Here is a 20,799-nt window from a genome sequence, read left to right on the forward strand (position 1 = left end):
AATACCCCTTTCTCTCTATTTGTTTTTTACCAACACACCACCACGATGACCATCACACACCCCCTATAATAATACTTTGGAGGATTATAGTACACAGGTGGATTATAGTACGTAACTGGTGGAATATATCCTGGCCAATATGTTGGTGGTGGCGGATTATAAACCGGTATTTTTCGGTTTTCTCGAACAATTGCAATTGTTTGACCCGCATGATTTTGCGTCAGACTGACGCGTGTTGGCGTAGTATTTCGTGAATAACCAGCCGGCGCTTGAACTTCTCTAATTTCATATACCCGGTTGACAGATAGCCCACTAATAGTGACTGTACCATCCCAACCTGTTGTTACTCTTTGTGTATAGCCATTAGTTGTATCTTTCCATTCAAAAACAGCGCCCGCTAAACGTGCTTTTGTTTCAACATCTTGTTTAATAATTCTGATAGCACCATAGTTTGCTTTATTGTTTAACACTAACGTATACGTTTTTGTGCCTTGACCTCGTAAATCAATCCGATGGACCCTACTATCCAACGCATACCCAGTTGGCGCTTGTATCTCGGTGATTTCATAAATACGATCCGACGATAATCCTGGAATCAGTACTTCACCATTTCCATTTGCTGTAAATGTTGCCGTATAGTTATTGGTAGTATCGCGAAATCTGAATTTCGCTCCTGCTAAACGTTTTCTTGTATCCGTATCTTGCTTAATAATTTTGATGGCGCCTTTTTGTGCTTGATTATTTAAGACTAATGTATAGGTTTTACCACCTTGTCCACGTAAATCAACTTTATGAACACGTCTATCTATGATATAGCCATTCGGTGCTTTGATTTCTGTGACCTCATAGATACGATCACCGGCTAATCCAGTAATCAGTACTTCACCGTTCCTATTCGCTGTAAACGTTGCAGTATAATTATTGGTTGTATCTCGGAATTTAAATTGTGCGCCTGCTAAACGTTGTTTCGTATATCCATCTTGCTTAACAATTTTGATGGCGCCTTTTTGAGCTTGATTATTTTTGGTGAACGTGTAGGTTTTGCCAGCATAATTCGCAGGTAAAAGAATTTTATGCACCGTTCTGTCAAGTATATAACCATTTGGTGCTTTTATTTCTGTAATTTCATAAATCCGGTTGACGGAAAAATTATACAAAGTTGCTTCACCATTAGCATTAGCAGTTACTACGCCTGTATTCCCATTCACTGTGTCACGCCATCTAAATTGTGCGCCTGCTAAACGTTGTTTTGAGTAACCATCTTGTTTAATTAATTTTAAATTGCCACGTAGCGCAACATTTTCAATGGTATAATAACCAATCTTGTCAGCAAAATTAGTCGTTAAGATAACTCGGTAAGTCTTGTTATTTAAGATATAGCCGTTTGGTGCTTTAATTTCTGTAATTTCGTATACACGATTGACTGGCAAATTCGTTATCAGGGCTTGTCCGTTTTTGTCAGCTACAACTGTTCCTTCTTTTCCTGTCACCGTATCACGCCATTTGAACTCTGCACCTGCTAGACGTTTTCTTGAATCTTTGTCTACTTTGATTATTGCTAGACTACCTTCTTGCGCTGTATTTTCAATGGTATAATAACCAATTTTATCTGCAAAATTAGTCGTTAAGATAACTCGGTAAGTCTTGTTATTTAAGATATAGCCATTTGATGCTTTAATTTCCGTAATTTCGTATACACGATTGACTGGCAAATTCGTTATCAGGGCTTGTCCGTTTTTGTCAGCTACAACTGTTCCTTCTTTTCCTGTCACCGTATCACGCCATTTGAACTCTGCACCTGCTAGACGTTTTCTTGAATCTTTGTCTACTTTGATTATTGCTAGACTACCTTTTTGCGCTGTATTTTCAATGGTATAATAACCAATTTTATCAGCAAAATTAGTCGTTAAGATAACTCGGTAAGTCTTGTTATTTAAGATATAGCCGTTTGGTGCTTTAATTTCTGTAATTTCGTATACACGATTGACTGGCAAATTCGTTATCAGGGCTTGTCCGTTTTTGTCAGCTACAACTGTTCCTTCTTTTCCTGTCACCGTATCACGCCATTTGAACTCTGCACCTGCTAGACGTTTTCTTGAATCTTTGTCTACTTTGATTATTGCTAGACTACCTTTTTGCGCTGTATTTTCAATGGTATAATAACCAATTTTATCTGCAAAATTAGTCGTTAAGATAACTCGGTAAGTCTTGTTATTTAAGATATAGCCATTTGGTGCTTTAATTTCCGTAATTTCGTATACACGATTGACTGGCAAATCTGTTATCAGTGCTTGTCCATTTTTGTCGGCTACAACTGTTCCTTCTTTTCCCGTCACCGTATCACGCCATTTGAACTCTGCACCTGCTAGACGTTTTCTTGAATCTTTGTCTACTTTGATTATTGCTAGACTACCTTTTTGCGCTGTATTTTCAATGATTACTGTCACTACTTTATTTGCCTGTGCAGTTGTTAAAGTGACTTTATGCACGGTTTTGTCTAGTACATAACCTGTGGGTGCTTTCGTTTCTGTGATTTCATACGTACGATTGACGGATAAGTTGGGAATTGTGATGGTTCCATCGGTTCCAACTGTCACTGTTCCTGTTTTTCCTGTCACTGTATCTTTCCACTGAAATTCTGCGCCTGTTAAACGTTTTTTGCTTTCTTTGTCTTGTTTAACAATTTTGATGGTGCCTTTTTGCGCTACATTGTCAACAGTTACTGTCACTACTTTATTTGCCTGTGCAGTTGTTAAAGTGACTTTATGCACGGTTTTGTCTAGTACATAACCTGTGGGGGCTTTTGTTTCTGTAAGTTCATACGTACGATTAACTGCTAAATTGGGAATTGTGACCGTTCCGTCGGTTCCAACTGTCACTGTTCCTGTTTTTCCTGTCACTGTATCCTTCCACTGAAATTCTGCGCCTGTTAAACGTTTTTTGCTTTCTTTGTCTTGTTTGACAATTTTGATGGAGCCTTTTTGCGCTGTATTTTCAATGATTACTGTCACTACTTTATTGGCTTGTGCACTTGTTAGAGTGACTTTATGCACGGTTTTGTCTAGTACATAACCTGTGGGTGCTTTCGTTTCTGTGATTTCATACGTACGATTGACGGATAAGTTGGGAATTGTGATGGTTCCATCGGTTCCAACTGTCACTGTTCCTGTCTTTCCTGTCACTGTATCTTTCCACTGAAATTCTGCGCCTGTTAAACGTTTTTTACTGTCTTTGTCTTGTTTGACAATTTTGATGGAGCCTTTTTGCGCTACATTGTCAACAGTTACAGTCACTACTTTATTGGCTTGTGCAGTTGTTAAAGTGACTTTATGCACGGTTTTATCTAGTACATACCCCACTGGTGCTTTCGTTTCTGTGATTTCGTACGTACGATTGACGGATAAGTTGGGAATTGTGATGGTTCCATCGGTTCCAACTGTCACTGTTCCTGTCTTTCCTGTCACTGTATCTTTCCACTGAAATTCTGCGCCTGTTAAACGTTTTTTGCTTTCTTTATCTTGTTTAACAATTTTGATGGACCCAATTTGTACTTGCTGCTTATTCTTCACCCGATATGTTAAAGTGTAGTCGGCTTTTCCAGCAAATGAAATAGGATGTTTAGTTTCGTCTAATTCATAGCCATTAGGCGCCTTCGTTTCAACTAAATAATATTCTCCATCAGGTGATAAATTTGAAAATAACAGCTCGCCATTTTCATTCGTGACACCTTTTTCTATTAGATTATTTTTTTGGTCATACAACGAAAATTCAGCACCTGCTAAACGTTTCACCTCATTATTTTCATCTACTTTTTCTACTTTTAACTGGTTTTCTAAACGCGTATTTTCTTTTTTCAAGCGAATCGTCTGTGTTTGTTCTAACTTAATTTCAAATGGAACTGGCGTTGCATCTAACTTGTAACCAGTTGGTGCTTTTGTTTCAATGAATGCATACTGACCAGCTTCCAAACCAGCTAAACGAATTTGACCTGCTTGATTGGTGGTTAATGTTTCTTGAACAACTTGTTGTGTTTTTGTGTTCACGACTTTGAAAACAGCACCTTCTAAAACTTTAGCAGTTACTGCATCAATTTTTTCTAAAACGACACCCCCTCGACCTGTTCCATCACTACTCTCGTCTGCTGTGATGTAGGCAATATCATCATCTTCCCAAGCATCGAATCCCTCACTAGAAATACGCATATACGTGTAATTTGATAGCACGGCATCACTTGGAATATTTTCATTTGGAATCGTTTCTAAATAAATATAATAGGCATTTTTATTGGAAAGATAACTGCCCGTGGTCGTTGGTATTCCTTCAAATTTTTCTGCTTCATAATTAAATCCAGATTCAGAGGCATTTTTTTGGAAAAATTGACTGGCATCATAACTATATTCGTCATGTTCCAAATTCCGAATCATTTCACCATTTGTTTCTAAAATAGGCTGCTTGGTGAGATATGCAGCAATACTGTCAATAGCTAATGTTTGGTTTGGACCTACATTATCTAAAAATTTAAAGGTTGTTTTTTCTGAACCTGAAAGACCTGCTTGATTATAGTTAAAATAAATGACCCAGGCAATTCTTCCCTCTGAGGTAAATCCTAACGGGACTTTTCGAACCAGTTCAGTTGGCGGAACTTTCTCCACGTATTGCCCGATATTAATTTTGACAATTTTTTGTGAATCACCAAAAGTAAAAACGACTTGATCTTCAAAATCTTCTGATAAATTTTGATTATATCGTAGCTTCAGTTGCAAATCTGCTGAGTAATCTGTAAGCGTTTGTAAGGCTTTAATCGTCCAAGTACCATCATCGTTTGGAATCACTTGAAGTGCGTCTCCAATTTCAAAAGGTGTCATTGAATAGGAATATTTTTCGCTAGCCATCCTTAATGTCATCGTCTCTCCGCTTGCTAATTCAGAGATTCCTAATGACAAAGAAACTGTCGCCCAATCTTTTGTAGCAACAATTTCCGTTTTTTCCCCCGGATATTCAACAGCTATAGACCGGATTTGTGTGCCACTTTCATTATCCATTGCATAAGAAATAATACTTGTATTAGATCCTATAATAGTAAAGATAATTAAACAAATCGAAAATAACTTATTAATACTTTTTTTCATTCATCACAATCCTTTCAACACTAATATGTGTCTTTTTAGACACTAGCTCACTAAAAAAAATAGTCATAATTTCTTCATTATTCAAATCCAACAATTGTGAAATCAATTTAATATCCGATGCTTTGAAAACAACTTCTCCTTTTAATTTTTTGTAAATCGTTGAAGCGGATATTGGTTGCCCGTATGCAGTCATTTCATTTGCCAACCACTCAACATTTTTTCCTTTCATTTTCAATTTTGAGTGAATTAAATTTGATTCCATTTTACTCTCCCCCTTTTCAGTGTCTAATAAGACACTGAAAATTATATCATTTTGTGAAAAAAACGTCAATATCATTAAAAAACGCTGATTTTTCTATTATATTCGTTACTTTCATTTTGAAAAAAACATGTTTCTTTTGCGACACTTTTTGTGCTAGAATGTTTTTACGGAGGTGGTTTTTTTGAAAGAAAATTTTTTGAAGCAAAAAAGGATGGAGAAAAATCTTACATTAGAACAAGTTGGAAATTTTGTTGGTGTTGGAAAAAGTACCGTCAGGAAATGGGAAACTGGAATGATTGAAAATATGGGGAGGGATAAAATTGTCGCCTTATCTAAAATTTTAGATGTATCACCTCTTGAAATCTTAGGTATTCCTGAAACGGAAGAAACGCCATTTGTTGTCCCAACCAATATTATGAACATTTACAAACAGTTAACAACTGAAAATCAAGAAGCAGTCTTTCGATACGCTCAAAAGAAATTAACAGAACAAAATTACTTTTAATATTTATTTTAAATAGATGAATGCTAGACTTTTTAGTCAACGTCAAACAAAAAAAGCTTATCCTTACGGATAAGCTTTTTTTAGATTGACTGTTGACCAAAATACTGACGCCATTTGGTTTTCATGGCTGTCGTCATCGGCAACGCCGCTTCTTTGACAGCACAATATTTGTCAACAAAGGTTACAATGTAACTTTCTTTGTATTTTGGTGGTGCAATAGTTGCGCCCCACATATGTTTAATAATAATGTCTCGTTCTAAATCAGACAACTCTGTAATTTTTTCAGCATTTTTGGCTGCAATTCGTGGATGAACATAGGCATGAGAGCCTTCGTCAAACTTTGTTGTGCGCCAATCATAGTAAAACAAATCATGTAATAAACCAGCACGAGCTGTTGCACGAGCATTGCCGTTCCAACGCTTTGCTAATTTATAGCTATGATAGGAAACACTAATTGAATGTTCTAAACGAGTTGAATGCATATGTTGTGTGTATTCTGCTAATTTTTGGACTTCTTCGGTTGCTAATAAATCTTCTACATAAGAAAGATATTCTTCGTCTTCACGCCATTTTTCTGTCATATAATTGGGTGCCACCTTTTCTAATCCTTTTATAACTTGACTCGAGTATAGCACCCCAGCTATTTAATTACTATGAATTTCTCAATCTGTAACTTAACTTTAATATTTGCTTAATAAGTTTAGCGTTCAACGCAGTAAAATTTTCACAAAAACTTCTACATTTCTTCTGGTGCATGTAACCCTAGTAAACGTAAATCTTCTTTTAGAACAGTAGCTACTGCATAAACTAACGCTAAGCGTGCCTCTTTTTGAGCATCTTCATCCAAAATCCGAACATGGGCATAATATTTATTGAACGCTTGTGCTAAATGAATGCTATGTTTCGCAATAACAGATGGTTCATATTTTTCAGCAGCTTGCATCACAGTTTCAGGGAATTTTTGTAACAACTTCACGACTTCCCAGCTATCCTTGTCATTTAGTGCATAACGTTGTGTAGCGTCTGGTGTAAAGTTTGCTTTACGTAAAATACTCATCGCACGAGCATGTGTATATTGAACATATGGCCCAGTTTCGCCTTCAAAACGAACAACTTCATCTAATACAAAATCGAAATTATTTAGACGATCATTTTTAAGGTCATGGAAAATAACTGCACCTACACCTACTTGTTTCGCCACTTCTTCACGATTTGCTAAGTCTGGGTTTTTCTCGTTAATTTGATTTCCTGCTAAAGTAACTGCTTCATTCAATACTTCTTCTAATAAAACGATTTTCCCTTTACGTGTGGATAATTTTTTACCGCCTTGAGTAATTAAACCAAACGGAATGTGTTCCATATCATCTGACCATTCAAATCCTAGTTCTTTCAAGACTGCTTTTAATTGTTTGAAGTGATTGCTTTGTTCGTTGCCGACTACATAAAGTGATTTGGCAAAATCATACGTCCGTTTACGGTAAAGCGCAGCAGCTAAATCCCGTGTGATATATAACGTCGCACCATCTGATTTACGAATAAGTGCTGGATTTAAATTATATTCTGTCAAATCAACAATTTCTGCACCTTGATTTTCTGTTAATAAATGTTTTTCTTCTAATAAAGTAACAATTTCATCCATTTTATCATTATAAAAGGCTTCGCCATTATAAGAATCAAATTCAACTTCTAACATGGAATAGATTTTATCAAATTCTTTTAGAGACTCGCTACGGAACCATTTCCATAATTCATTAGCTTCTTGGTCTCCTTCTTCTAATTTTTTAAACCATGCACGTGCTTCGTCTTCTAATTCTGGTTTTTCTTCTGCTTCTTCATGAAATTGCACATATAAGCGCAATAATTCATTAATTGGTTGTTGGCGGACTGCTTCTTCAGAACCCCATTTTTTATAAGCTACAATTAACTTACCAAACTGTGTACCCCAGTCACCTAAGTGGTTAATCCGAATTGGCTGATACCCAATTTTTTCTAAAATAAAGGCAATTGAATTCCCGATTACCGTAGAACGTAAGTGCCCCATAGAAATTGGTTTAGCAATGTTTGGTGAAGACATATCAATAGGAACATTGCCATTATTGCCAAAGGTACTGTTTCCGTAGTTGTTTTTTTCTTTGACTACTTCGCCAATAACAGCTTGACTGACTGCTTCTTTATTCATGAAGAAGTTTAAATAAGGTCCCACCACTTCAATTTTTTCAAAATTTGTGCCATCAATTTTTTCTGCTAATTCTGCTGCAATTTGTTGTGGTGCTTTACGATAAATCTTAGCTAATGAAAAGGCTGGAAAAGCAACATCTCCATGATCAACAGATTTAGGATTTTCCAATAATTGTTCGATTTGATCCATCGTTAATTCTTCATTTAAAACATCATGTAACGCTTTTGCTACGATTTCTTTGTTGTTCATAAGAACCCTCCTGATTAATTTGTAAGTATAAAAAACAAAAACGTCTCTGACAAAACAAAATAATTTGTTTTGTCAGAGACGAGAATTTACCCGCGGTACCACTCTAATTGTCTATACTACTTGGATAGACCTGCTTCATCGATAACGGTGATTGCCGTCTGCTTTCAGCAGAATTCTAAAAGTGCGCTTCCTCATTCCGATCACTCTTGGCTCCCACCTTCCCAAGATCGCTAAGCTGACGTTGAAATAAGTACTCTCTTTATCATCGAATGTCATTGTTAAACTGGCTTCATTATAGCAAATTTTTGTCTAGCTGGCTAGCCTTCTTCACTAATTGTCATAAAACTAACGCCAGGTTCTGCATTTAAGTTATACGAAGCAAAGTGATTCTTTTCAGCTTCGATAAAGGCGGCAGCGCCAATCATCGCCGCGTTATCCCCACAAAGTTTTAATGGCGGAATAAGTAATGTCACTTCTGGTAATTGTTCACTGATTGCATGTCTCATTGCTTCTCGTAATCCTTGATTCGCAGCAACGCCCCCAGCGATTAGCAATTGCTTAACAGGATATTCTTGACAAGCACGAATGGTTTTAGTCACTAATACTTCTACCACACTCGCCTGAAAACTTGCGGCTAAATCCTTTGTAGACAGTACTTCACCACGTTGCTCTGCATTATGAACCGTGTTAATAAACGCACTTTTCAAACCACTAAAGCTAAAGTCATAGTTATCCTCTTTTAGCATCGCCCGTGGAAATTGGTAGGTATCTGTGCCTTCATGGGCCAAAGCATCAATCTCTTTGCCACTAGGATAAGGCAACCCTAACACACGTCCGACTTTATCATACGCTTCACCAGCTGCATCATCACGTGTTTCACCAACAATTTTGAAAGAGCCATCTTCTTTCATGTAGACCAATTCCGTATGTCCTCCACTAACGAGTAAGGCCATCAATGGAAATTCGAGCGGTGCCACAAAACGGGCAGCATAAATGTGCCCAGCCATATGATTGACTGGAATAAGTGGTAATTGGTGCGCCCAAGCAAATGCTTTTGCTGCAGAAAGTCCTATTAATAAAGCACCGACTAACCCAGGCCCATAGGTCACAGCAACGCCACTGAGTTCTTCTGGTGTGACTTTTGCTTCTGTTAATGCTTCTTCAATACAGATCGTCACTTGTTCAACATGATGACGACTCGCAACTTCCGGAACGACTCCGCCAAAACGTTGATGGCTCTTAATTTGCGAAGCTACGATATTGGAAAGAATTTTGTCGCCATCTTCAATGACAGCCACACTTGTTTCATCACAGCTACTTTCCACAGCTAATAATAATTTACGTTCTTTTGTAAAAATTGTCATTGGGCTTCCTTCCTTAATTTCGCACACATTACAAAGGCATTTTCTTGCGGTTCTTTATAATAATTTTTTCGAACAGCTACTTTCCGAAAACCTGTTTTCTCATAAAGTTTTTGAGCTAATGTATTCGATTCTCTGACCTCTAAGAAAATTTGTGTAATGTCACGACTTTTAACATATTCTTTAAAAGCTTTCATTAACTGACAACCAATTCCTTGGTGTTGTTTCTGACCATTCACAACAACGTGACTAATTTCTGCTTCATCTAAAATAAAATGATAGGCAATATAACCTAACCACTGGCCATTTTCAACTAAAAAAAGATATTCGCTATTTTCCTGAGCAAAATCTTCCGCGAATTGTGTTTCTGTCCAAGGGGAGCCAGTTGTATAAGAAGAATTACTAAAACGCCATAATTCTTCACCAATATTTGCTACAGATATTTCTTTTTTTGTTACTAACATTTTTTCTTCACTCTTCTTTTAAATCAATTATCATTTCTAGTGCGTCTTCATTATTTTCGTCATAATAGCCTTTTTTCACCGTTTGTGAGGCAAAGCCAATTTTTCGATATAAACGTTGGGCTTTAACATTACTCATTCGTACTTCTAGCGATAAGGTTTCACAACGATTTTTCTTGGCAAAAATTCGCGTTTCTTCTATTAAAGAACGACCTAAACCTAAGCCTTGGTATGCTGTATGGACAGCGACATTCGTAATGTGTGCATCCGTTCCTTGAATCCGACAACCAATAAAGCCAACTGTTTTTCCGTTAATTGCCGCTAACAAATAGAGATGCGGCGCTTTTGAGCCAAGTTCTGCCATGAAAGCAGACATCGTCCAAGGAAGTTCCCCAGCATAAACTTCACGTTCAATTGCTAGTAAATCCTTAATATCTTGGTAGGTGATTTCACGCAATTGAAATTCTTGCTGGTTCATTGCAATGGTTTTAGTTATATACCGTTGCCGTCTTTTTGTAAAGTATTTTGTCACAAAATTAAAGTTTTTCCACATAGCTTTCTCCATTAGGCGTGTGTGTCTTCAACCAATTTTCTTCCGCTTCTACTTTTTTCAAATACGCAGGTAAGAACCCATGAACATTTTCAACAGGTTCAGCCACACTACCTAACGCAGCCAAAACTGCAGCATTAGGAATTTGCCATTGCGGGACATCACAAATTTCTCCATGAGGAATGATTTGAGCTATTTCTTCAGTGAATTTTTCAACATCTTCACCAACAAAAAAAAGATTTGGTTCATTTTTTAGTTGTTCTAATAACTCCCGCAGGGAAATATGTTGGTCCGGTAACTCATTTTGCCACACGCCATTGACAAACCGATAAGCACCAGCATAGACGTTTTTACGACGCGCATCAAAAAGAGGCACAATTAAACCGGTTTGTCCAACACAATTGGCAGCTAACGTTTGTAGACTGGAAATGCCTACTAGCTCTTTCTTTAAAGTATAGGCCAATGTTTTGGCAGTCGTCACGCCTAAACGTAAGCCAGTGTATGATCCAGGTCCTTCTGCTACGACAAAACGATCAATTGCCGTTGGCGCCAAGTTCAATTGACTCATCAAATAGTCAATTGCCGGCATTAATGTTAAGCTATGATTTCTTTTAACCGTTGCTGTATAACTTCCCAGAATTTTTTGATTTTCACACACAGCAATACTCAATGTTTGGTTAGATGTATCTATTGCTAAAATTCGCACACGAATCCCTTTCCTTCTACAATTTAGTCGCTTCATTGTAGCACACTTTCCTTTTTCTAAAAAGGGAAAACGAGGTTTCTTTTTACAGAAACCTCGTTTCGTTCATTTTCTCTTTTTATTTAATGGTTGCTTCTAAGTAATCAATTAATGGTTTACTGATATCTGTTGCAGAACCATTTTCTCCTGAATTTTCAACCATAATCATTGTTAAGAATTTATTGTTACTACGATCTAACGTTAGAAGGAAACTGTTTTCTTTGCCATCTGTATCTTGTTTATCTTTTATTTCAGCTGTTCCTGTTTTAGCAGCCAATGAGAAGTTCGGATTGTACATATTATAAACATAACCTGAAGGATCTTCCACACTACCTAAAAGATCTGTGGCAATTGTATTCGCTGCGTTGGCGCTGATTACATTGTCTTTTTTCTTCGTTTCTTTTTCTAAAACTAGTTTTGGATAGACTAATGTTCCATTATTTTGGAAAACACTATACATGGTAGCTTGCTGGATTGGCGAAATTAACAATTGACCTTGACCGTAGCCCGTATCTGCTAAAAGAATTTCAGAATTAAATTTATCTTCATTTGAAATTTGAGCAGGCGTCATGGCAATTGGTAAATCTAGTTCCTCACCGAAAATGAATTTATTAAGACCCGCTCTAAATTTGTCTTCTCCCATCCGTAATGTTTGTTGGGCAAAATAAATATTATCTGAATTAACTAAAGCGGTACGCAGATTGACTGGACTTGCTTCTTTTACACGTGTCGCAAAATAGCCGCCCCAAGATTTATCTTTTTGCCATTTCAAACCATTAATTTCTAGCTCTTCATCTGGCTTCAATGTCCCTGCATCTAAACCAATGGCACCGGTAATTGTTTTAAAGGTAGAGCCTGGTGCATAGCCTGTCGCAAAACGTGCTGTGAATGGTAAATCTTTGTTGTTATTGTAAGCATCATATTCTTTTTGAGAAATGCCATTGGCCATTTTATTAGGATCATACGAAGGTGAACTAACCGTTGCTAATAAATCGCCTTTTTGAGGATCGGTAATGACCGCACTACCAGGGCGTTTGTCAAATATAGCAAAAGCTTGTTGTTGTACGCCACTGTCAATCGTTAATTTAATCGTTTGACCATCTTTTTTCTCTTTGGTTTGTAAAGCTTTTTTGACATTCTCTTTGTCATCTAAAATAACTAGTGAGCCACCATCTTGCCCTCTTAATTCTTTATCAAACGCTCGTTCTAAGCCAGTTTTACCAATTACGCCCGTACTACTTAACTCTGGATTTTTTTCAATATCTTCTGCAGTAATGGTGCCCGTATACCCGATTAATTGCGCAGCTGCTTCCCCCAGCGGATAATAACGTGACTCTGTATCTTTTGTCGCAGCCCCTGTTGGTAATTCTGTCACTGGTTCAGAAGCGACTGTGATTGGTACAAAGGAGTCTGCTTGGACCCACCCTTGGCTTAACTTTTGATTGATTTCATCAACAGAAACGCCGAACTTATCACTAAAAGCTTTGATATTGGCTGTTTTTTCTGCGCCAGAACCGAGTTTGCCAGGCACTACGCCCACTTCGTCAAACACTTTGTTAATTGCTAGCCCACTACCATTACGATCGACAATTTCTCCACGTTTGGCATTATCTACTTGAATCGAAATTTTATCATTTCCTGACATATCTGGAAAAATTAAAGACGGCTTCCAAGCGATTTGGTAGGTATCGCCTTTCTTGGCGATACTTGATTGATAAGACAAATCTTTCATTTCGCCTAAAGGCGTGCTCATCGATAATTTATAGGTAAATGTGTATTGATTGTCTTTCGCCTTTTTGACTTGAACATCACTAGCTTTGACTCCTTCTGCTTGAATCCCTGAATAAATTGCTTGGTATTTTTCAACAACAGATTTAGTATCATAGCCATTTTTCTTTAAGCTAGCTTCTTGAACAACGGACGGTAACTTATCAAATTCCTGTTTTGACAATACGTTTAAAAATGTAGTAGCTGTTTTCTTCGCTTCGGCTAATTCTTGTTTGGCTTGCCATTGACTATAAGCATAATACCCGCCACCGGCAGCAGCGATTAGAACCAAGGCAGAAACACCAAGAATAAGTGGTTTTTTTGAAGATTTTTTATTACGATTGCTTCGTTCCATTCAATAATCCCCTAACTATATAATATGTCTTTTCTTCTATTATACGTAACTTTTTTTAAAATGCTTGTGTTTCACCTATACTTTTTTTAATTTCTTAATAAAGTTTGATCAATTTTTTCCATTTCATCAGGCTTTCGTTGGATTTCTCTGCATTCATTGTGTGGTATACTAGCTTTAACAATTAGTTTTTTATTAGGAGGAATGAACATGGGACTTATTAAAGCAGCAACAAGTTCAGTTGGCGGTGGCTTGGCCGATCAATGGCTAGAGGTTATTGAACCTGATAATATGGGGGACACAACCGTCATGACAAAAGGTGTTTTTGTACGTAAAGATGATAAACGTGGTTCTAATCGTAAAGGAACGGACGATGTTTTAACAGATGGTTCTGTTGTACATGTCTATCCCAACATGATGATGCTTCTTGTCGATGGGGGCAAAATCATCGATTACACTGCTGAAGAAGGCTATTATACAGTCAAAAATGATTCTGCGCCTTCAATGTTTAACGGTTCTTTAAAAGATGCGATTGCAGAGACCTTCAGTCGTTTCAAATTTGGTGGCGTAACTCCACAAAAACAACAAGTTTTTTATATTAATTTGCAAGAAATTAAAGGCATTAAATTTGGAACACCTGCGCCATTAAACTATTTTGATAATTTTTATAATGCCGAACTTTTCTTACGTGCACACGGAAATTACTCAATTAAAATTACAGATCCTTTGCTATTTTATACTAATGCGATTCCTAAAAATCAAACGCAAGTAGATATTAATGATATTAATGAACAATATTTGGCAGAGTTCATTACAGCATTGCAAGCAGCAATCAATCAAATGTCTGCTGATGGGCAGCGTATTTCTTATGTTCCCTCAAAAAGTGTTGAATTAAGTAAATATATGCAAACTGCGCTTGACGAGGATTGGCGCACCAATCGCGGCATGGAAATTGTTTCTGTAGCAGTTGCGAGCATTTCTTATACAGATGATTCAACAAAATTAATCAACATGCGAAATGAAGGTGCTATGCTCAGCGATCCAGGTGTTCGCGAAGGCTATGTTCAAGGTTCCTTGGCTCGTGGTATGGAGGCTGCTGGTAAAAATGAAGGTGGCTCAATGAGCGGCTTTATGGGCGTTGGTATGGGCATGAATGCGAATGGCAACTACTTTGCGCAAGCATCTCAAACAAACCAACAACAAATGCAAGAAAAACAAAACCAGCAAAATGCACAAGGGGCTACAGACACTTGGACTTGCCCACAATGTGGGACTGAAAACACTGGGAAGTTTTGTTCAAACTGTGGTACACCAAAACCAACAAACGAAAAACCAAAATTAGAAATGAAATGTAGTGAATGTAGCGAAATTGTTGACTTAAGTAATGGTATTCCTAAGTTCTGTCCACATTGTGGTAAACCATTCCAAGGGGTTCCTTTATAAGCAAGTAGTGAACAATTAAAGAAAAGGGGCAGGCACAAGTCTACCCTTTTTCTTTGAATCAGATTCCTGTTATTTACTCACTCTATTAGAAAGGACGGTTGCAATGGAAACAACATTTACCCATAAATGCCCCAACTGTGGCGGCCCGCTCTTATTTAATCCCAAAGATCAAAAATTTCATTGTGAATATTGTTTAAATATTTACACGGAAGAAGAAGTAACTCGTTATGAGCAACAGCAACATGAGGCGCATTTAGAGAATCCCTCAACAACGACTGCCGAGGAAAATTTGACTTTCACTGCGGAAGAAGAATCCTCCGCTACGCAACAAACAGAGACCACTGAGAATGAAGCAACTGCAGATGCAGGCACAATGGAAATTTTTAATTGTCCAAGCTGTGGCGCTCAAATTGTCACCGATGCAACAACGGCAGCCACATACTGTTATTATTGCCATAATCCAGTTGTCTTGGCTGGTCGATTAAGTGGCGAATTTTTACCAGAAAACGTCTTACCCTTTACAATTGAAAAAGACGAAGCGATTGAAAAATTTCTCGCTTGGACCAAGAAAAAATGGTTCATTCCCCGAGATTTTTTCAGCAAAAATCAAATTGATAAATTAACTGGGGTTTACTTCCCCTATTGGGTCGTTGATGCAGAAGTCGACGGACAACTGCAAGCTACTGGCACAAGTATTCGCATTTGGCGCGTAGGTGATATTCAATACACCGAAACAAAACGTTTCAATGTGGGACGTTCAGGAAAATTATCGTTTAAAGAATTAGTTAAAAATGCCTTGTCAAAAAACGTCCAACAAAAAATGGTGGAAGGCGTTCAACCATTTTTAATTGATCAAGCAGTGCCTTTCAAAAGCCAATACCTAGCAGGTTTTCAAGCAGAAAAACGCGATATTGAATATGAAGCAATCAAAAAACACGTCCAACAAGAATTACAAGATTATTCGGAATCATTGTTACGGGACTCTGCTTCTGGTTATACTACGTTGACAAATGTTAGCACGGATATTTCTCTAAACCAAGAAAATAATCATTATATGCTTTTACCAATTTGGTTAGTCACCTATCGAAGTCAGGAACAATCAAAAAAAGTTTATTATTATGCCATGAATGGACAAACAGGTAAAGTAAGCGGTGTGCTTCCAATTAGTTACACTCGTTTAGGACTAGTAACGTTAGGCATTTTCGCTGGACTCTTAGCACTCTTTTTATTAGGAGGTTATTTCCTATGAAAAAACGACTTTTACCTATTTTTTTCCTAATACTTCTTACCTTTGGCCTTGCCCTACCCGTTTCGGCGGCTGAAAATTCAATTGATGATGGCGCACAATTACTGACACCTGATCAAATCAACCAACTAAAGCAAGAGATACAACCTTTAGAAGAAAAAACAAAAGCCTCTGTCTTTATTGTGACCACAAATAATAATACCTATGGCGATGAACAAGAATATGCAGATCATTATCTTTTAAATAAAGTTGGCAAGGACCAAAATGCGATTCTTTTTCTCATTGATATGGACTTACGGAAAGTCTACATCTCTACTTCTGGAAACATGATTGATTATATGACGGGTGCACGAATTGATGATACCTTAGATAAAGTAATGGATGGGATGAGTCAAGGAAATTATTTCGCGGCTGCTCAAACCTTTGTTCAGGAAACTCAAACATTTGTTGATAAAGGGGTTCCTGGGGGGCACTATCGTGTGGATAGCGAAACAGGTAAAATCACCCGTTATAAAGTCATTACCCCGCTGGAAATGGTAATTGCTTTTGCTGCTGCTCTGATACTCAGTTTGGTCTTCTTAGGCATTAATATTTCTAAATATCAATTAAAATTTTCAAGTTATCAATATCCCTTTAGGGAAAAAACAACTTTAAACTTAACCTCCCGCACAGATCAGTTAACCAACTCTTTCATCACTACGCGTCGTATTCCTAAAAACAATGGCGGCAGTGGCGGAATGGGCGGTGGTGGTAGCACCACCCACTCAACTGGCGGCGGCACATTCGGTGGCGGCGGTCGAAGTTTTTAGATTTTTTATCTTTTTTAATTATTTGATAAAAATAATGGTGTTATTTTTATCAAATAATGATAAAATAAGTATACTGTGGTGTGTTATTTTTACACAGGACGGTATACTTATTTTCATTTAAACTAAGTGATTTGTAGTTCAAAGTTATTTAATTGGGGATTGTTTTCAACTATTTAGTAAGCGCTACAAATCATTAACTAAACTATGGGAGGGAAAGTGAAAATGAAAAAAAATGATTCAAATGAAGGAAAAGTAAAAAAACCATTTTATAAGAAAATTTGGTTTTGGGTTGTAGTAGTTATTGTGCTGGGGATTGCTGGTAGTGGTCTTGGCAAAGAGGATAAAAAAGCAAGCAATGATACCAAAGAAGTGAAAACAGAAGCCTCTTCTTCAAAAGCTACGAATAGTTCAAAAAATGATACAAAAAAAGAAAGCTCTGAAAAGAAATCAGAAGATAAATCGAAAGATAACTCTGATTTAAAAGCAACTTACGATAAAATTAATGTCGGTGATATTATGAACAGCGGCGAAGGCGGTTCTACAGAAGATGAAGTAAAAGCAATTTTAGGTGAACCAGCCTCTTCTTCTACAACAGATATCCAAGGCATCTCTACCACTACTCTATCTTGGACAAATGTCAAGGGTGGTGATCTTCTTGCATCTATTACTGTTTCATTCTCTGATGGCAAAGCAGCGAGCAAATCTGTAAGTGGCTTGAAGGTTGCAAAACATGATAAAGTTACTGCAGACCAAGTAAATAACATTGCTACTGATGGTTCATATTCTGAAGAACAAGCTAGAAAAGATTTAGGAGACCCAACAGGGATTACTTCTACAAATATCAATGGTGAAAAAAATGATACTTTAATCTGGATGAAAAACTTAGATGGTGATTTAGGTGCTACTGTTACGGTTTCTTTTTCTAATGGAAATGCAATTTCTAAATCAAGTTCAGGATTAAAATAAGAAAAACTTGTCATTGTAAAATATTAACAACGAAGTCAGGACAGAAGTGTTTAACTCCGAGAACCACGTAGGTAAGGATTAAGATATCCCGAACACTTGTGTGAGAAAGCCACTTTCGGCTTATTTCCGAAAGTGTTGCTTCTGTTCCCGCCGTTTATCAGTTTTTGAGCGTGGGACAAAAATCCAAAGTGATTTTTGTCCCACGCTCGTTTTCTATTTTAGTTGTAATTTTTTTCTTATTGAACAAAAATCTGTGAGCTGAAATTATAAAACCTATGAACATCATGGTATTTTATTGAAATACACTAGTATGCTTGCTTAGATACTCGAATAAAAGAAACGTTTTTCACAATACATATATCAAAAATAATATATTTTTTTCTTCTTGGTATTTTCCCATAATTCTTGATAAGGTATTTCATGGATATCACGAAAATAAGCTACTTCAAAATTTTCAAAATCAGTTGACTGGCAGTTGCCTGTTAAAACACCAATTCCTGCTTTGCCATGACACGTTCCCATAAAAACATCCACGAGCGAATCACCTACCATAATTACTTCTGTCGCCTTCAATTGACATGACTGACAAAAGGCTTGGAGCATGTCCGCATCTGGTTTCGGTAAGTAACGATCTCCTGTCGCAATAAAATCAAACATTTCTGTTAAACCAAGATATTCCATAATCAACATAGTCGCTGGCAAAGTATCTGAAGTTGCTAATCCAATTTTATAGTTCTTCCGTTTCAGCTCAAGAAATAACTGTTTTAAATCACCAATTGGTTCAATCTTTTTCAGATTTTTTCGTAAATAATCATAAAAAAATTGCTCCAGCCATCGACTGCTGATTCCCTGTTCGACTAATTCCTCAAATTGCGCCAATTCCTGATAAAGTTCCTGATAAAGGACTTCATCAAGTAAATGTTTTTGCAAAAAACGTTGCTCCTGAATAGCTAATATCTTTTTTATTTCTGCTGAATGATGAGGGGCTAACATACTTAGTGTTTCAAAACAAGCTTGCAAACCTGCTTGCCAAAGAGTGTCAAAACGAATACACGTACCATCTTTATCAAATAAAATTCCTCGATTTTCCATGAAAGAACACCTCAAAACGTTTGCTTTGCTTCCTATTTGTTTCTTCAAGTATACTAATCATTTATTTGATTTTGATATTCTTTTTGTATCATTTGTGTAAAAAAATATAAAAAAACAACGAATTTAGAAAAATTCGTTGCTTTTTTATTAATCAATCACTTTTTTCACTTTGAATTCTTTTGTTTCAGCAGATGGTTCTGTTTGATCAGCTAATTCAAATAAAATATGGGTACCATTTTCTTCATCTTCAACGATAATCAGTTTTCCTGGAATCTTTCGAGTATCTTTCGCAATTTGGGCTTCTTTAATTAATTCTTTTTGATCTCTTTTTGAAGCAAGGGCATTTCCTAAATTAAAAAAGACAGTTTCTTCCATAATTAACCACTCACTTTCTCTACTTTTCTTAAGTTAATTATAGCATATCCCTAGAAAAAGTGGCAGCTTGTGTCCTTTTACTTTCATTTAAGCATCAATAATCAAGGAATAAGCATAAGGACTTTCATAAATTCCTGAAGCATAATAATTGAGCCTCTTTTTAAATAGCGGGCCGTCAATTACCAACGTATGGTACTCCCCGTTTTCTCCGCAAATATCTAATTGATGCTCTTTAAGGTACGTGATAAATGTTTCATCTAACGGTTCTCCTAAAAATTTTATTGGAATACCTGCCTCTTTGCTGACCGTTTTGATAATTGCTGTGTACCCTTTTGCCAAGAATTCTTTCACAAGTGCTTCGCGATTCTCCTGCCAAAGAGGTAATTGTGGCTCAAGCCCAGCACTTAATGCAACTTGGCGATCCCAAGCACCATTTTGTTCAATATCTATATCGCCAAAACAAACCGTTTCTGCACCTAATTTTTTGGTTTCCTGCAGTGCCTCAACCACTTTTTCTGTGTAATTTGTTTCATTGTTATGTGATATAACAAGTGGTAAATCTAACGCTTCGGCTGCTGCTTCTAAGACGGAGATTGGTATGCCGTGAAACCAAGAACGATTAATTTCATCACTTAATGTTGTCACTAACGCAACTGGCTGATTTCCTGCTTGTACCAATCGATCCATCGCCAATAAACAATCTTTACCAGAGCTATAACTTAAACAAAATTTTTTCATAAACGTTCCCTCTTTTCTCTATGACTATACCTCAAAACAATACATCCGTATACATATTTATTATTTAAGTATAACTAATACTGAATAGTTATTTGAATCAAAACATGGTATAAAATAGAGGTAAAGCAAGCTTTATTCACTTCTTTATATCTCTTTTCAACGGATGATCAGCTGGCGGAAACCAGCTGATCTTTTTTTCAAAAAACACAGCTATCTTTTGCAGTTTTCTTTTCCTCATGTTATAAAGAGATAGTAGGAAGCATTTATTCACTTCTTTACAAATCTATCTTAATCTTAGACAGTCGGCGGAAAACGGCTGTCTATTTATCTGGAAAAATTATGAACTCGTCAGCTAGTGGTCAGTTGACGAGTTTTATGTTATAATAATTAGAACACGAAAAATATTTTTAAACGAACCATTCAATTGTTTTGATGATTTTATTCAAAACTGGCGTGTCTAGAGAGATACAAGGATGTATTAGAGGTAGGGAATACATCGCTTAAATGAAAAATACTTGAATACTAGAAATAGTCTGATCCAACTTTAAAATAATAATATTGATTCGTTAGATA

17 protein-coding genes and 1 other annotated feature are annotated in these 20,799 nt (G+C 36.7%); of the genes, 5 read left to right on the forward strand and 12 right to left on the reverse strand.

Annotated elements, in window-relative coordinates:
* Window positions 1–26: 26 nt before the first annotated feature.
* Both IGJ46_RS09355 and IGJ46_RS09360 read right to left on the reverse strand, forming a co-directional pair.
* Entirely contained in the window at window positions 27–5,129 is a 5,103-nt protein-coding gene (locus IGJ46_RS09355; RefSeq protein ID WP_430613773.1) for a SpaA isopeptide-forming pilin-related protein, read from the reverse strand.
* A complete protein-coding gene (locus IGJ46_RS09360) occupies window positions 5,113–5,466 on the reverse strand; it encodes a hypothetical protein (RefSeq protein WP_002359704.1) in 354 nt (117 codons plus the stop codon). Before IGJ46_RS09360 ends, IGJ46_RS09355 begins: the two co-directional genes overlap by 17 nt.
* Before the next feature lie 97 nt (window positions 5,467–5,563).
* Here IGJ46_RS09360 and IGJ46_RS09365 point away from each other — a divergent pair, with 97 nt between their 5' ends.
* Window positions 5,564–5,896 (forward strand): helix-turn-helix domain-containing protein, encoded by a 333-nt coding sequence (locus tag IGJ46_RS09365; protein ID WP_002356667.1) that lies wholly within the window; start codon window positions 5,564–5,566, stop codon window positions 5,894–5,896.
* A gap of 80 nt (window positions 5,897–5,976) precedes the next feature.
* Here IGJ46_RS09365 and IGJ46_RS09370 read toward each other — a convergent pair whose 3' ends face one another.
* The 7 genes from IGJ46_RS09370 to IGJ46_RS09400 form a co-directional block, all read right to left on the reverse strand.
* Window positions 5,977–6,477 (reverse strand): HD domain-containing protein, encoded by a 501-nt coding sequence (locus IGJ46_RS09370; protein ID WP_002356666.1) that lies wholly within the window; start codon window positions 6,475–6,477, stop codon window positions 5,977–5,979.
* A 155-nt stretch (window positions 6,478–6,632) separates the two neighbouring features.
* The gene (argS, locus tag IGJ46_RS09375; protein ID WP_002372206.1) at window positions 6,633–8,324 is read right to left on the reverse strand and encodes an arginine--tRNA ligase; all 1,692 of its coding nucleotides are present in this window, start codon (window positions 8,322–8,324) and stop codon (window positions 6,633–6,635) included.
* Window positions 8,325–8,395: 71 nt separating this feature from the next.
* Window positions 8,396–8,599, reverse strand: a binding site (T-box leader).
* A 42-nt stretch (window positions 8,600–8,641) separates the two neighbouring features.
* Window positions 8,642–9,688 carry a tRNA (adenosine(37)-N6)-threonylcarbamoyltransferase complex transferase subunit TsaD gene (gene tsaD, locus IGJ46_RS09380; protein WP_002378561.1) on the reverse strand — a complete coding sequence of 349 codons (1,047 nt, stop codon included), beginning with the start codon at window positions 9,686–9,688 and terminating at the stop codon, window positions 8,642–8,644.
* A complete protein-coding gene (gene rimI / locus IGJ46_RS09385) occupies window positions 9,685–10,149 on the reverse strand; it encodes a ribosomal protein S18-alanine N-acetyltransferase (RefSeq protein ID WP_002359702.1) in 465 nt (154 codons plus the stop codon). The genes tsaD and rimI (IGJ46_RS09385) overlap by 4 nt, the downstream gene beginning before the upstream one ends.
* Before the next feature lie 7 nt (window positions 10,150–10,156).
* Complete coding sequence (gene rimI, locus IGJ46_RS09390) at window positions 10,157–10,711, reverse strand: ribosomal protein S18-alanine N-acetyltransferase (RefSeq protein ID WP_002384199.1); 555 nt, start codon at window positions 10,709–10,711, stop codon at window positions 10,157–10,159.
* Complete coding sequence (tsaB, locus tag IGJ46_RS09395) at window positions 10,683–11,402, reverse strand: tRNA (adenosine(37)-N6)-threonylcarbamoyltransferase complex dimerization subunit type 1 TsaB (protein ID WP_002356660.1); 720 nt, start codon at window positions 11,400–11,402, stop codon at window positions 10,683–10,685. The genes rimI (IGJ46_RS09390) and tsaB overlap by 29 nt, the downstream gene beginning before the upstream one ends.
* A gap of 115 nt (window positions 11,403–11,517) precedes the next feature.
* Entirely contained in the window at window positions 11,518–13,560 is a 2,043-nt protein-coding gene (locus IGJ46_RS09400; RefSeq protein ID WP_002380610.1) for a penicillin-binding transpeptidase domain-containing protein, read from the reverse strand.
* 207 nt (window positions 13,561–13,767) lie between these two features.
* On the opposite strand from IGJ46_RS09400, the gene IGJ46_RS09405 reads away from it, so the two are divergent.
* The 4 genes from IGJ46_RS09405 to IGJ46_RS09420 all read left to right on the forward strand — a co-directional run bounded on the left by IGJ46_RS09405 (window position 13,768) and on the right by IGJ46_RS09420 (window position 18,021).
* Window positions 13,768–15,000 carry an SPFH domain-containing protein gene (locus IGJ46_RS09405; RefSeq protein WP_218391213.1) on the forward strand — a complete coding sequence of 411 codons (1,233 nt, stop codon included), beginning with the start codon at window positions 13,768–13,770 and terminating at the stop codon, window positions 14,998–15,000.
* Window positions 15,001–15,103: 103 nt separating this feature from the next.
* Window positions 15,104–16,249 carry a TFIIB-type zinc ribbon-containing protein gene (locus IGJ46_RS09410; protein WP_218391214.1) on the forward strand — a complete coding sequence of 382 codons (1,146 nt, stop codon included), beginning with the start codon at window positions 15,104–15,106 and terminating at the stop codon, window positions 16,247–16,249.
* On the forward strand, window positions 16,246–17,055 hold the full coding sequence (locus IGJ46_RS09415; RefSeq protein ID WP_218391216.1) for a TPM domain-containing protein: 810 nt from the start codon (window positions 16,246–16,248) through the stop codon (window positions 17,053–17,055). The genes IGJ46_RS09410 and IGJ46_RS09415 overlap by 4 nt, the downstream gene beginning before the upstream one ends.
* 222 nt (window positions 17,056–17,277) lie before the next feature.
* Window positions 17,278–18,021: a DUF3862 domain-containing protein gene (locus tag IGJ46_RS09420; protein WP_002378566.1), complete on the forward strand. Its 744-nt coding sequence runs from the start codon at window positions 17,278–17,280 to the stop codon at window positions 18,019–18,021.
* A 360-nt stretch (window positions 18,022–18,381) separates the two neighbouring features.
* On the opposite strand, the gene IGJ46_RS09425 is transcribed toward IGJ46_RS09420, so the two are convergent.
* The 3 genes from IGJ46_RS09425 to IGJ46_RS09435 form a co-directional block, all read right to left on the reverse strand.
* Complete coding sequence (locus IGJ46_RS09425) at window positions 18,382–19,113, reverse strand: HAD family hydrolase (RefSeq protein WP_002362629.1); 732 nt, start codon at window positions 19,111–19,113, stop codon at window positions 18,382–18,384.
* Window positions 19,114–19,260: 147 nt separating this feature from the next.
* A complete protein-coding gene (locus IGJ46_RS09430; RefSeq protein WP_002362220.1) occupies window positions 19,261–19,488 on the reverse strand; it encodes a hypothetical protein in 228 nt (75 codons plus the stop codon).
* 87 nt (window positions 19,489–19,575) lie between these two features.
* A complete protein-coding gene (locus tag IGJ46_RS09435) occupies window positions 19,576–20,226 on the reverse strand; it encodes a diphthine--ammonia ligase (RefSeq protein WP_002362628.1) in 651 nt (216 codons plus the stop codon).
* Between the last annotated feature and the right edge of the window lie 573 nt (window positions 20,227–20,799).

The sequence above is a fragment of the Enterococcus sp. AZ120 genome (genome assembly GCF_050546165.1).
In the GTDB taxonomy this organism is placed as follows: Bacteria; Bacillota; Bacilli; order Lactobacillales; family Enterococcaceae; genus Enterococcus; species Enterococcus faecalis.

Bases quoted from the DNA above. Each gene is read 5' to 3' on its own strand.
- IGJ46_RS09355 (WP_430613773.1), bottom strand. From the start codon at position 5,129: ATGAAAAAAAGTATTAATAAGTTATTTTCGATTTGTTTAATTATCTTT.
- IGJ46_RS09360 (WP_002359704.1), bottom strand. From the start codon at position 5,466: ATGATATTGACGTTTTTTTCACAAAATGATATAATTTTCAGTGTCTTA.
- IGJ46_RS09370 (WP_002356666.1), bottom strand. From the start codon at position 6,477: ATGACAGAAAAATGGCGTGAAGACGAAGAATATCTTTCTTATGTAGAA.
- argS (WP_002372206.1), bottom strand. From the start codon at position 8,324: ATGAACAACAAAGAAATCGTAGCAAAAGCGTTACATGATGTTTTAAAT.
- tsaD (WP_002378561.1), bottom strand. From the start codon at position 9,688: ATGACAATTTTTACAAAAGAACGTAAATTATTATTAGCTGTGGAAAGT.
- rimI (WP_002359702.1), bottom strand. From the start codon at position 10,149: ATGTTAGTAACAAAAAAAGAAATATCTGTAGCAAATATTGGTGAAGAA.
- rimI (WP_002384199.1), bottom strand. From the start codon at position 10,711: ATGGAGAAAGCTATGTGGAAAAACTTTAATTTTGTGACAAAATACTTT.
- IGJ46_RS09400 (WP_002380610.1), bottom strand. From the start codon at position 13,560: ATGGAACGAAGCAATCGTAATAAAAAATCTTCAAAAAAACCACTTATT.
- IGJ46_RS09405 (WP_218391213.1), top strand. From the start codon at position 13,768: ATGGGACTTATTAAAGCAGCAACAAGTTCAGTTGGCGGTGGCTTGGCC.
- IGJ46_RS09410 (WP_218391214.1), top strand. From the start codon at position 15,104: ATGGAAACAACATTTACCCATAAATGCCCCAACTGTGGCGGCCCGCTC.
- IGJ46_RS09415 (WP_218391216.1), top strand. From the start codon at position 16,246: ATGAAAAAACGACTTTTACCTATTTTTTTCCTAATACTTCTTACCTTT.
- IGJ46_RS09420 (WP_002378566.1), top strand. From the start codon at position 17,278: ATGAAAAAAAATGATTCAAATGAAGGAAAAGTAAAAAAACCATTTTAT.
- IGJ46_RS09425 (WP_002362629.1), bottom strand. From the start codon at position 19,113: ATGGAAAATCGAGGAATTTTATTTGATAAAGATGGTACGTGTATTCGT.
- IGJ46_RS09430 (WP_002362220.1), bottom strand. From the start codon at position 19,488: ATGGAAGAAACTGTCTTTTTTAATTTAGGAAATGCCCTTGCTTCAAAA.
- IGJ46_RS09435 (WP_002362628.1), bottom strand. From the start codon at position 20,226: ATGAAAAAATTTTGTTTAAGTTATAGCTCTGGTAAAGATTGTTTATTG.